The sequence below is a fragment of the Streptomyces sp. NPDC104381 genome, assembly GCF_055583745.1.
In genome coordinates, this window is record NZ_JBVJNK010000004.1 from 529,198 (window position 1) to 541,947 (window position 12,750).

The window sequence follows — 12,750 nt, forward strand, 5'->3', positions numbered from 1 at the left end:
TGTAGCTGCTCGGTTGTCGGCTGGCGGGCTGTGGGCATGGCCGCTCCTGTCCGCGTTCACTCGAATGGCACTCGAATGGCAGGTGCGCGGGGGAATCCTGCTCCGACCGGGGGCACCTGGGATGTGCAGCGCGGGGTGTCACCGGGCTTACCGGGGGAGCCTTCCCACCGTTTTCGGGCGGCCAACCCGGTGGTGTGTTAACTCCTGGGTGCAACCGGAGCACGCGCTGTGGGCCGCACGCCGGTCCCCCGGCCGACGAGCGGGCACTCCCGAAGCCTTCCCTGAGGTGCGGGGGGCCACAAGTCCGCGTGAGGTGGGGAAATCAGCCATATCGCCCGTGACAGAAGGGTACGTAACTGGCGCATCTGGCCGATGGGGCAGGAGGGGTTCCAGGTGCCCACGGGGCCCTGGTGGCAGGGGTGGCGCAGGAGCCGGCGGAGGGAGGGCGCGCCCGGTGCAGCGCCCGGGGCCGGGGCGGGCGGAGGGCGCCGGAGCGGACCCACTGAGCCGGTCGCGCGCCGTGGTTGCGCGACACGCCCCACCGCTACCGTCGAGGGTGACGGAGAGGGCGCCCACCGTCGTGCGTCCCCTCGGATCCGTACGTCCCCTGTAAAGGTGGGATACGTGAAGGCCATTCGTCGATTCACCGTGCGTCCCGTCCTCCCCGAACCCCTGCGACCGCTCAGCGACCTCGCCCGCAACCTGCGCTGGTCCTGGCACACCGAGACCCAACAGCTCTTCCAGGCGGCCGACCCGGAGGGCTGGCGGCCCGCGGACGCCGACCCCGTGCGACTGCTCGGAGCCGTCTCCGCGGCGCGCCTCGCCGAGCTGGCCGGGGACCAGTCGTTCATGTCCCGGCTCACCGAGGTGTCCGAGGATCTCCGGGAGTACCTCGCGGGCCCGAGGTGGTATCAGAACCAGCTCTCCCAGGGCGCGGAGCTCCCCGCGGCCATCGCCTACTTCTCCCCGGAATTCGGGGTCACCGCGGCCCTGCCCCAGTACTCGGGCGGGCTCGGCATCCTGGCCGGCGACCATCTGAAGGCCGCCAGCGACCTCGGCGTACCGCTCATCGGGGTCGGCCTGCTCTACCGCCACGGCTACTTCCGCCAGAGCCTGTCCCGGGACGGCTGGCAGCAGGAGCACTACCCCGTCCTCGACCCCAACGAGCTGCCGCTCACCCTCCTGCGGGAAGCCGACGGCACCCCCAGCCGGGTGGTGCTCGCCCTGCCCGGCGGCCGCTCGCTGTACGCCTGCGTCTGGCAGGCCCAGGTCGGGCGCGTCCCCCTGCTGCTCCTCGACTCCGACGTGGAGGAGAACGCGCCGGGCGAACGCGACGTCACCGACCGGCTCTACGGCGGCGGCAGCGACCACCGGCTGCTCCAGGAGATGCTGCTCGGCATCGGCGGCGTGCGCGCGGTGCGGACGTACTGCCGGCTGACCGGCCATCCGGCGCCCGAGGTGTTCCACACCAACGAGGGCCACGCCGGGTTCCTCGGCCTGGAGCGGATCCGGGAGCTCTCCGACACCGGCCTGGACTTCGACGCCGCCCTGGAGGTCGTACGGGCCGGCACGGTCTTCACCACGCACACCCCGGTGCCCGCCGGGATAGACCGCTTCGAACGCCAGCTCGTGGCCCGTCACTTCGGTGACGACGGCGAGCTGCCCGGGGTCCCGGTGGAGCGGGTCCTGCGCCTCGGGATGGAGACGTACCCGGGCGGAGAGCCAGACCTCTTCAACATGGCGGTCATGGGACTGCGGCTCGCCCAGCGCGCCAACGGGGTCTCCACGCTGCACGGCGCCGTCAGCCGGGAGATGTTCTCCGGGCTGTGGCCGGGATTCGACCCTTCCGAGGTGCCGATCACCTCGGTGACCAACGGGGTGCACGCCCCGACGTGGGTCGCGCCCGAGGTCCTCCGGCTCGGCGCCGGCACCTTCGGCTCCGAGCGTACGGAGAACGCCCTCGCCGGCGCCGAGGTCGGCCGGGAGGCCGGATCCGACGGCGCGGCCGGCACCCCCAGACGCTGGGACGCCGTGACCGCCGTCGCCGACCGGGAGATCTGGGAGCTGCGCCGAGGACTGCGCGAACAGCTCGTCACCGAGGTGCGCAAGCGGCTCTACGCCTCCTGGCGCAGGCGCGGCGCCGGCACCGCCGAACTGGGCTGGATCGACGGCGTCCTCGACCCGGACGTGCTCACCATCGGCTTCGCCCGCCGGGTGCCCTCGTACAAGCGCCTCACGCTCATGCTCCACGACCGCGACCGGCTCCGTGAGCTGCTGCTCCACCCGACCCACCCGATCCAGATCGTCGTCGCGGGCAAGGCCCACCCCGCCGACGACGGCGGCAAGCGGCTGGTCCAGGAGCTGGTGCGGTTCTCGGACGACCCGCGGGTGCGCCACCGCATCGTCTTCCTGCCCGACTACGGCATGGGGATGGCGCAGAAGCTCTACCCGGGCTGCGACGTCTGGCTCAACAACCCGCTGCGCCCCCTGGAGGCCTGCGGCACCAGCGGGATGAAGGCGGCGCTCAACGGCTGTCTCAACCTCTCGGTGCGCGACGGCTGGTGGGACGAGTGGTACGAGCCCGACTTCGGCTGGGCGATCCCCACCGCCGACGGCTCCGCCACCGACGAGGAGCGGCGCGACGAGCTGGAGGCGAACGCCCTCTACGCGCTGATCGAGGACCGGGTCGCCCCCCGCTTCTACGACCGCGACGCCGAGGGCCTGCCCGAGCGGTGGATCGAGATGGTCCGCCGCACCCTGGTCACCCTGGGGCCCAAGGTGCTCGCGGGCCGCATGGTGCGGGAGTACGTCGAGAGGCTCTACGCCCCGGCGGCGCGCTCCCGCCGGGCCCTGGAGCCCGCGTCCGCCCGTGAGCTCGCCGCCTGGAAGGCCAAGGTCCGCGCGGCCTGGCCGCAGGTGGCGGTCGACCATGTGGAGGCCTCCGCCGACACCGTCGTCGGCGGCTCCGCCGAGCTGGGGTCCACCCTGGCGCTCCGGGTGCGGATCGCGCTGGGCGGGCTCGACCCGGACGACGTGGAGGTGCAGGTGGTCGCCGGACGGGTCGACTCCGGGGACGCGATCGCGGAGGCCCAGACGTTCCCGCTGAAGCCGGCGGGCGGTCACGACCTGGAGGACCGCTGGCTGTACGAGGGCCCGCTCGCCCTCGACCGTACGGGCCCCTACGGCTACACCGTGCGCGTCCTGCCCTCGCACCGGCTGCTCGCCTCGGGCGCGGAGCTGGGCCTGGTCGCCGTGCCCGACGCGGCCACGGGCGACGGCGGCGGGATGCTCCTGCGCTGACACCGCACGCTCCCGGTGGGCCCGGCGCGCGTCCCGCGCCGGGCCCACCCCTGTGTCCGCCTCCGTGTCCGCCCGGGTCCACCGGGTACCGGCAGGGGTGATTTCGCCGTGATCTCGCTAACATGACAGCCCTGCCGGTGCGGCCCCGCGCCCATCGGTATGACAGCGAGGCGTCCTCCCGGGCGCGAGTGGAGGTCAGCACGGTGAACGGCGGCCGAGGCCGAGCGAGACGCCTGACCCGTCGGCTGGCCGCGCAGACCGGCACCTCCCGGCAACTGCACATACGCCGGCCGGACCCCGCCGCACCGCCGCGCGGCGACCGCTTCACCACCGCGGCCCGGATGCGCTGGCTCAATGCGGCGAGCACCCGGATCGGCACGACGCTCGACCTGGAGCGGACGGCCGAGGAGCTGGCGGCGTTCAGCGTCCCGCGGCTGGCCGACGCCGCCGCCGTCGATCTGCTGGAGTCCGTGCTGCGCGGCGAGGAGGGCGAGCGGGTCACCGGCGCCGCGGTGCCCGTCACCCGGGCCATGGCGGTGCGGGCCATCGACGCGCTGGACGAGCTCGAACCCGCCCCGGTGGGCGAGGTGGTGGACCGCCGCGAGCGCCGTGAGACCCTGCTGACCACCGAGTGCCTGCGCAACGGCCGGCCCGTCCTGGTCAGCCGGATGACCGCGGAGGACTACGACCGCGTCGCGCCGACCCCGAGCGCGGCGGAGGCGATGCGCCGCCAGGGGGTGCACAGCTACATGGCCGTGCCCCTGACCGCACGCGGGGTCCTGCTGGGCTCCGCCGACTTCGTACGCGCCGGCGACAGCCCGCCCTTCAGCCGTGCCGACCTGGACCTGGCGAGCCAACTCGCCTCCATGGCAGCCGTGTTCATGGACAACGCCCGGCTCTACGGGCGTGAGCGCGAGCATGTCGTCTCGCTCCAGCGCTCCCTGCTCCCGCGCGCCACCCCGCACACCCCGGGCCTGCGGGTCCACGCCCACTACGCCCCGGCCGTCGACGCGCAGGGGGTGGGCGGCGACTGGTACGACGTGGTGGCGCTCCCCAGCGGGCGTACGGCGCTGGTCGTCGGCGACGTCACCGGGCACGGCCTGCCCGCCGCCGCCACCATGGGCAGGCTGCGGGCGGTCGCCCGTACGCTGATGATGCTGGACATCGCCCCCGACCGGCTGCTGGCCCGGCTCGACCTGGCCACCCGGGACCTGGAGGACGACCAGGTCGCCACCTGTCTGTGCGCGGTCTACGACCCGGCGGACTCCAGCTACACCCTCGCGAGCGCGGGCCATCCGCCGCCGCTGCTGGTGGAGGCCGACGGGACCGCCGTGTACCCGGACGTGCCGGTCGGGGCGCCGCTGGGGGCCGGGGTCATCCCCTACGACCCGCTGCGGCTGCGCGGCCCGGTCGGCGGCCGGCTGGTCTTCTACACCGACGGGCTGATCAAGACGCGCACCGACGACGTCGACGTACAGCTGGAGGGGCTGCGGGCGTCCGTGGCGGCGATGACGCCCGAGCAGCTCGACGCCGGCGGCCCGCTCACCTCGCCGCGGCACGACGACGGCCGGTTCGACGAGGCGGTGCTGCTGGTCGCGGGAGGCCACGAGCTCACCCCCGACGTGCGGCTGCGGGAGTGGGACCTGCCCACGGACGGCAACCCCGCCTCGGTGGCCCGCAAGCTGGTCACCGAGCAGCTGGCGCGGTGGGACCTGACCGAACTCGCCGATGTGACCGAGCTGGTGGTCAGCGAACTGGTCGGCAACGCCCTGCGCTACGGCGGCGGCCCCGGCCGGCTCCGGCTGCTGTGCGACGAGCGGCTCCAGGTGGAGCTGGCCGACACCGGGCCCGATCTGCCGCAGATCCAGCACGCCGACCTCAGCGACGAGGGCGGACGCGGGCTCCAGCTCATCAACCTGCTGTGCCGCAGCTGGGGTTCGTGCCGGACGGCGGCCGGAAAGATCGTCTGGGCGGAGCAGAACATCCCCGGCCGGGGTGCCGGCTCCCCGCACTGACACGGGGGACGGCCCCGGGGAGTGCTCCCCGGGGCCGTCCGTACGCACACCTGCCGGAGCTGTGCTCAGAAGGTGAGCTTGACGCTGTTGAAGGTGCCGGTGTCGCCCGAGTAGACGTCCTGGACCTTCAGGTTCCACGTGCCGTTGGCCACCTCGGAGGAGGCGTTGACCGTGTAGGTCGCCACCACGTTGTCCGCGGAGTCGCTCGACGAGGAGTTCTTCAGGCGGTACGCCGTCCCGTCCGGGGCGACCAGGTCCAGGACCAGGTCACCGCGGTAGGTGTGGCTGATGTTCACCGCGACCGACAGGTTGCTGGGCGCGTTGCCGGTGACGCCGCTGACGACGACCGGGAAGTTGGTGGTGCTGCGGTCGGCGATGGCCTTGACGGTCGTGTTCTGGAAGACCTTGCCGCCCGGGTCGGGGTCGGTGCCGCCGCCGGGGCGGGAGCCCACGGCGATCGCGGCCCAGGCGTTGGCGACCGCGGTGTACTCGGCGCTCGTGGTGCCGTACAGCTCACCGGCCACCGCGAGGGTGCCGGTGCGGGCCGCGGCGTAGTTCGTGGTCGAGGTGAACTTCGTGGTGAGCGCCTTGAACCAGATCTGCAGCGCCTTGTCCCGGCCGATGCCGGTCACCGGAAGGCCGTCGGACGTCGGGGAGTTGTAGGACACCCCGTTGACGGTCTTGGCGCCGCTGCCCTCGGAGAGCAGGTAGAAGAAGTGGTTCGCCGGGCCCGAGGAGTAGTGGACGTCGACCGAGCCGAGGCCCGAGTACCAGGAGTCCTTGGACGCGCCGTCCTTGCTCGGCTTGTCCATGTAACGCAGCGGCGTGCCGTCGCCGTTGATGTCGATCTTCTCGCCGACGAGGTAGTCGCCCGGGTCGGTGGCGGTGTTGGAGTAGAACTCCACGCCCGCCGCGAAGATGTCCGAGGTGGCCTCGTTGAGGCCGCCCGACTCTCCGCTGTAGTTGAGGCCGGCGGTGTTCGAGGTGACGCCGTGCGTCATCTCGTGGGCCGCGACGTCCAGCGAGGTCAGCGGCGCGAGGTTGCCGCTTCCGTCGCCGTACGTCATGCAGAAGCAGCTGTCCGACCAGAACGCGTTGACGTAGTTGTTGCCGTAGTGGACACGGGAGTACGCGCCGACACCGTCGCCCTTGATGCCGGTGCGTCCCATGACGTTCTTGTAGAAGTCCCAGGTCTCCGCCGCGCCGTAGTGCGCGTCCGCCGCCGCCGTCTCGGTGTTGGACGGGTTTCCGTTGCCCCAGACGTCGTCGGTGCCGGAGAACAGGGTCCCGGTGCCGGACGTACCGCGGTTCAGGTTGTACGTCTTGTGGCCGCCGCGGGCGCTGTCGGTGAGGTTGTACGAGCTGCCGGAGCCCGAGGTGCCCAGCGTGACCGTGCCGCTGTACTGCGTGTTGCCCGTGCCGTTCTCGATCGCCTGCCACTCGAAGAGCTTGGCGCCGGAGGAGGCGTCCGTGATGACGTGCAGCTCGTTCGGGGTGCCGTCGTGCTGGAGGCCGCCGACCACGGTCTCGTAGGCGAGCTGCGGGGTGCCGCTCGCCGCCCAGACGACCTTGCGCGGGGCCGAGGAGGCCTCGGTGCTCTTCGAGCCGTCGGCGCGGGCCGCGGTGAGCGCCTGCTTCTCCGCCGTCGCCGGCGCGACGTCCGCGGTGGTGCCGACCGCCTTCAGCTGCGCGCCGGTCGCCTTGGACGCCTTGGTGACGCCCTCGGTCGCCCCGGACTTCGACTCGGCCACGACCAGGTCGCCGCCGAGGACCGGGAGGCCGTCGAGGGTGCGCTCGTAACGGGTGTGCGTGGTGCCGTCGACGTCCTTGACGACATCGCGGACGACGAGCTTCTCCGTGGACCCGAGGCCGAGCTCCTTGGCGGTCGCCGCCTTCGTGGAGTTGGCCTCCTTGAGGAGTTCGGCGCGCTGGGAGGGGCTGAGCTTCGCGGGGAGTGCGCCGGGGTCGGCACCCTTCACGGCGGCGGCCGGGGCGGCACTCGCGCCCTCCGGGGCGGCCGTTGCGGCACCGCCCTGCATTCCGACGGCGAGGAGGGCGGTTGCGGCTATCAGAGCGCCGGTCGCGGTGGCACGACGGCTGGGCGTGGGTCTCACGCGGACTCCTTCTGCGAGGGGGGCGACGGCCCGCTGGGTGAGCGGGCCGGCAGAGCAGGCGGTGCGCGGAACGGAGGAAGAGTGTCAGCCGGAACAGGTGCGTGTCAGGACCGCGTCAACACATTGGCCGGATCTCGTTCGTTGCCGGAATGGTCATGTTCGTTAAGCGGACGTTTCGCCGTATGTCATCCGTGTGGCGTGCGGGGTCGGTGGGACGGTCATCCTCCGTACACCGCAGGGCAGAGAGGGGTTTCCGTCGGTAGCCGCCGCACGCGGGGCGGGTGCGCGGAAGCGGACGGGGACCACGGGCTGAGACGGCGCGCAACTGTGGCCAGTTCCGCGCCGTCCCGGTCTCCGGCGGCCCCCGCCGGGCCTCCGTCAGGTCTTCGCGCCGGCCTTCGTCAGGCCTCGGTGGAGATGTGTGCGTCGGGGATGGCGTCGAGGAGCCGGCCCCACTCCGGGTACGCCGCGACCTTCTCCAGGTGCATCGCCATGATCCGCTCTCCGAGGCCCGGGTCCATGTCGTCGGACAGCCGTACGGCCGAGAGTCCGGCCAGCCGGGGCAGGATGGTGGAGTCGCCCTCGAGGTGGACCGGGTCGTACATGTACCGCTCCAGCGCCGCCAGATCCTCCACCCCCGCGCAGTAGGTGTGGGTGAAGCCCTCGGCGGGGTCGCCGAGATCCTGGCCCACGACTCCGAACGCCGCCGACTCCACGGTCGACGTGCGCCGCATCGCGGCCAGCACCTCCGCCTTCTCCTCCTCCGTCGTTCCGTCCTTGAAGCTGAAGCGCAGGATGTTGACGATCACCGGGTCCCCTCCCGTACGGCGGATGCCATGATTGAACCAATGAGTTCAATTTACTGGTCTCATTGGTACAGAACAAGGCGGCGGTACCCTGCGGAGGTGACTGCGACCACTCCGTCCGGGCGGACGGCGTCCCGAGGACGTATCGACAAGCGGCAGGCGATCCTCGACGCCGCGTTCACCGTCTTCGCGCGCCGGGGCTACGAGAACGCCTGCGTGCAGGAGATCGCCGAGGAGGCGGGCGTCGCCAAGCCGACGGTCTACAACCACCTCAGGGACAAGGAGAATCTGTTCCGGCACGCGATCGAGGCGGCCGCCGACACGGTGATGGCGGAGAACCTCGCCGTGATCGAACTGCTGCGGGCGCCCGGTGACGATCCTCGCGCCGCCCTGGAGGACACGGCGTACCGGATGCTCCAGGTCTGCTGCGGCGAACGCGCCCGCGCGCTGCGGTGGCTGACGTACGCCCAGGTCGGCGGCTTCCCCGACCTGATCGAGGCCGTCCAGGACCGCACCCGGGGCCGGCTCGGCGAGGCCCTGGCCGACCGGCTGGCCCGTCTCTCGCTGGCCGGCCGGCTGCGCCCCTGCGACCCGGCCCTGGCGGCGGAGCAGCTCCTCGCCCTGCTCACCGGGCCGATGGAGGCGCGCACCCGGCTGGGCACCCGCACGGTTTCGGCCGCCGAGACCCGAGCGGTGGCCCGGGCCGCCGTCGACACCTTCCTGCGGGCCTACGGACCCGCCGCCTGACCGGGCCGGGGCCTTCGGGCCGCCCCGGCCCCGGGGCGCCTCAGGCCAGGCTCTCCTTCCAGGCGCGGTGCAGGCCCGCGAAGCGGCCCGTGCCGCCGATGAGTTCGGCCGGGGTGCCGTCCTCCACGATCCGGCCGTGCTCCATCACCAGGACCCGGTCCGCGATCTCCACGGTCGACAGACGGTGCGCGATCACCACCGCGGTGCGGCCGTGCAGCACCGTGTCCATCGCCCGTTGCACCGCACGCTCACCCGGGATGTCCAGCGAACTGGTGGCCTCGTCGAGGATCAGCACCGCCGGGTCCGCGAGCAGCGCCCGCGCGAAGGCCACCAACTGGCGCTGCCCGGCGGAGATCCGGCCGCCCCGCTTACGGACGTCCGTCCCGTAACCGTCGGGCAGGGAGCTGATGAAGTCGTGCGCCCCGATGGCCTTCGCCGCACGCTCGATCTCCTCGGGCGTCGCCTCCGGACGCCCGATCGCGATGTTCTCGGCGATCGTCCCGGAGAACAGGAACGCCTCCTGGGTCACCATCACCACACCGCGCCGCAGCTCGGGCGTCGCCAGATCGCGCAGATCGGTGCCGTCCAGGAGGACCCGCCCCTCCGTCGGGTCGTAGAAGCGCGCCAGCAGCTTGGCCAGTGTCGACTTGCCCGCCCCCGTCGAGCCGACCACTGCCACGGTCCGGCCGGCGGGGATCGTCAGATCGAAGCGCGGCAGGACCTCGCCGCCCGTACGGTAGGCGAACCGCACCCCGTCGAACACGACCTCCCGGCCCGGGTGCTCACCGGCGAGCGCGGGCAGCGCCTTCGGGGCCGCGGGCTCGGGCACCGTGGGCGTCTGCGCCAGCAGGCCCGCGATCTTCTCCAGCGAAGCGGCCGCCGACTGGTAGGAGTTGAGGAACATCGCGAGCCGGTCGATCGGGTCGTACAGCCGCCGCAGATACAGCACCGCCGCGGCCAGGACACCGAGCGCCAGCGTGTCCGAGGCGACCCGGTAGGCGCCCCACAGCACCATCGCCGCCACCGCGGTGTTGGCGACCAGCCGGGAGCCGACGACGTAGCGGGCCATCTCCAGCAGCGCGTCGCCGTTCGTCCGCTCATGACGGCGGTTGAACACCGCGAACTCCCCGTCGTTGGCGTGCTCCCTGCGGAAGGCCTGCACCGGACGGATCCCGTTCATCGTCTCGGCGAACTTCACGATGACCGCGGCGATCGCCGAGGAACGCGCCGAGTACGCCTTGGCGGCCCGCCGGCGGTACGCCCGCACCAGCAGGTACAGGGGGCCGAAGGAGGCCACGGCGATCGCGCCGATGCCGAGGTCGAGCCAGAGCAGCATCAGGGAGATCGACACGAACGACAGGACCACCCCGATGAGCTCCTGGAGGCCCTCGCTCAGCAGCTCGCGCAGGGACTCCACGTCCGTGGTCGAGCGGGAGATCAGCCGGCCCGAGGTGTAGCGCTCGTGGAAGTCCACGCTCAGCGCCTGCGCGTGACGGAAGATCCGGCCGCGCAGATCGAGCAGCACGTCCTGATTGATCCGCGCGGCCGCCCGGATGAAGGCGTACTGGAGGAGCCCCGCACCGACCGAGCAGACCGCGTAGCCGATGCCCACGGCGGCGAGCGGGCCGTAGTCGTGGTCCCGGAACGCGGGCACCCCGCTGTCGATGGCGTACGCCACGAGCAGCGGCCCCGCCTGCACGGCGGCCTGCTGGACGAGCAGCAGCAGGGAGGCCACGGCCACCCTGGCCCGCAGCGGCGCGAGCAGCGAGGCCAGCAGCGCCAGGGTGGCGCCCCGGGGCGTGGGCAGGGCGTCGGCGTCGAACGCATCCCCGTCGCCCCGCGCCGGGCCGGGCTCCGCACCGGGCAGGTCATCCTCGGAGAGGGCGGGTCCGTCGGCAGTCGTACTGGTCATCGGGTGCTGCCCTCCTCGGTGACGAGGACACCGGTGTCCCGGGCCCCGGTGTCGTGGGCGTCGGTGTGTTCGGCGCCGGACATCAGCCAGGCGTACTCGGCGTGGGTGCGCAGGAGTTCCTGATGGGTGCCCACGGCGGTGATCCGGCCCCCGGACAGCAGGGCCACCCGGTCCGCGAGCATCACCGTGGACGGCCGGTGGGCGACCACCAGGGCCGTCGTGCCCTCCAGCACGCGCCGCAGCGCCGCCTCCACCAGGGCCTCCGTGTGCACGTCCAGTGCGGAGAGCGGGTCGTCCAGGACCAGGAAGCGCGGTGCGCCGACGACGGCACGGGCGAGGGCGAGCCGCTGGCGCTGGCCGCCGGAGAGGCTGAGCCCCTGCTCACCGACCTGGGTGCCGACGCCCTGCGGAAGGTCGTGCACGAAGTCGGCCTGCGCGACCGACAGCGCCCGGCGCAGCTCCTGGTCGCTCGCGCCCTCCGCGCCCATCAGCACGTTCTCCCCGACGGTCGCCGAGAACAGCGTGGGCTCCTCGAAGGCCACCGACACCAGCTCGCGCAGCCGGGACCGCCGCATGGTGGCGATGTCCTCGCCGTCCAGCAGGATCCGGCCGCCGGTGATCTCGTGGAGCCGGGGGACGAGCGCCGTCAGCGTCGTCTTCCCGGAACCCGTGGCTCCCACCAGGGCCATCGTCTCGCCGGGACGGATGTGCAGATCGATCCCGGCGAGGGCGGGCGGCGAGCCGGCGTCGGCGTCGGGGTAGCGGAACTCCACCCCCTCGAAGACGATGCCCCGGCCCGCCCCGCCGGCCGTCCCTCCCGGCCCCTCGGACTCCGGCTCCTCGGGCTCCGGCTCCTCCGCGACGTCCATGACCTCGAAGTAGCGGTCGGCGGCGGTCGCGGACTCCTGGCTCATCGCCAGCAGGAAGCCGATCGACTCGACCGGCCAGCGCAGCGCCAGAGCCGTCGAGAGGAACGCGACGAGCGTGCCCGCCGACAGACCGCCGTTCGCGACCTCGATCGTGCCGAGCACCAGCGCGGCGCCGATCGCCAGCTCCGGGATGGCGGTGATCAGCGCCCAGATGCCCGCGAGCAGCCGGGCCTTGCCCAGCTCGGTGGCCCGCAGCCGCCGTGCGAGCGCGCGGAAGGCGAGGGCCTGGCTGCGGTTGCGGCCGAAGCCCTTGACGATCCGGATGCCCAGCACGCTCTCCTCGACGACCGTCGTCAGATCGCCGACCTGGTCCTGGGCCTTCCGCGCCACCAGCGCGTACTTCGTCTCGAAGAGCGAGCACAGGATCATCAGAGGAACGGCCGGCGCGAGCAGCACCAGCCCCAGCGACCACTCCTGGACGAACAGGATGACGAAACCGACGAGAATCGTCGTTCCGTTGACCAGCAGGAACGTCAGCGGGAAGGCCAGGAACATCCGCAGCAGCATCAGGTCCGTGGTCCCGCGCGACAGCAACTGCCCCGAGGGCCAGCGGTCGTGGAACGCCACCGGCAGCCGTTGCAGATGACGGTAGAGATCGGCGCGCATCGCCGCCTCCACCCCCGCCAGCGGCCGGGCCACGAGCCACCGGCGGAGCCCGAACAGCCCGGCCTCGGCGATGCCCAGCAGCAACAGGTAGAACGCCCCCAGCCAGACCCCGCCCGGGTCACGGTCCGCGACGGGACCGTCCACCATCCACTTCAGGATCAGCGGGATCACCAGGGCGAGCGAGGACGCGAGAACCGCCACCAGGGCGGCACCGATCCAGCGCAGGCGCACCGGTCTGACGTAGGGCCACAGTCGCAGGAGGGAGCGCACGGCGGACCGGTCCGTGGGCTCTGCAGGTTTTTCGGGCATCAGGAGCGAGCC

Annotated in this window: 7 protein-coding genes; 3 read left to right on the forward strand and 4 right to left on the reverse strand. The window is 72.6% G+C overall.

Annotated elements, in window-relative coordinates; translation table 11 throughout:
• The first annotated feature begins 624 nt into the window (after nt 1-624).
• Both glgP and ACZ607_RS16205 read left to right on the forward strand, forming a co-directional pair.
• Entirely contained in the window at nt 625-3,300 is a 2,676-nt protein-coding gene (gene glgP, locus ACZ607_RS16200) for an alpha-glucan family phosphorylase (protein WP_469735328.1), read from the forward strand.
• 203 nt (nt 3,301-3,503) lie between these two features.
• Nucleotides 3,504-5,315, forward strand: a complete 1,812-nt coding sequence (locus tag ACZ607_RS16205) for a SpoIIE family protein phosphatase (protein ID WP_469735587.1) — start codon at nt 3,504-3,506, stop codon at nt 5,313-5,315.
• A 65-nt stretch (nt 5,316-5,380) separates the two neighbouring features.
• Here the strand turns inward: ACZ607_RS16205 and ACZ607_RS16210 are convergent, their stop codons facing one another.
• The gene (locus ACZ607_RS16210; RefSeq protein ID WP_469735329.1) at nt 5,381-7,429 is read right to left on the reverse strand and encodes a M4 family metallopeptidase; all 2,049 of its coding nucleotides are present in this window, start codon (nt 7,427-7,429) and stop codon (nt 5,381-5,383) included.
• Nucleotides 7,430-7,830: 401 nt separating this feature from the next.
• Nucleotides 7,831-8,238 (reverse strand): Dabb family protein, encoded by a 408-nt coding sequence (locus tag ACZ607_RS16215; RefSeq protein WP_469735330.1) that lies wholly within the window; start codon nt 8,236-8,238, stop codon nt 7,831-7,833.
• A 96-nt stretch (nt 8,239-8,334) separates the two neighbouring features.
• Here ACZ607_RS16215 and ACZ607_RS16220 point away from each other — a divergent pair, with 96 nt between their 5' ends.
• Nucleotides 8,335-8,982, forward strand: a complete 648-nt coding sequence (locus ACZ607_RS16220) for a TetR/AcrR family transcriptional regulator (protein WP_469735331.1) — start codon at nt 8,335-8,337, stop codon at nt 8,980-8,982.
• A 40-nt stretch (nt 8,983-9,022) separates the two neighbouring features.
• Here the strand turns inward: ACZ607_RS16220 and ACZ607_RS16225 are convergent, their stop codons facing one another.
• Both ACZ607_RS16225 and ACZ607_RS16230 read right to left on the reverse strand, forming a co-directional pair.
• Entirely contained in the window at nt 9,023-10,894 is a 1,872-nt protein-coding gene (locus tag ACZ607_RS16225; RefSeq protein WP_469735332.1) for an ABC transporter ATP-binding protein, read from the reverse strand.
• Nucleotides 10,891-12,738 carry an ABC transporter ATP-binding protein gene (locus ACZ607_RS16230; RefSeq protein ID WP_469735333.1) on the reverse strand — a complete coding sequence of 616 codons (1,848 nt, stop codon included), beginning with the start codon at nt 12,736-12,738 and terminating at the stop codon, nt 10,891-10,893. The genes ACZ607_RS16225 and ACZ607_RS16230 overlap by 4 nt, the downstream gene beginning before the upstream one ends.
• Between the last annotated feature and the right edge of the window lie 12 nt (nt 12,739-12,750).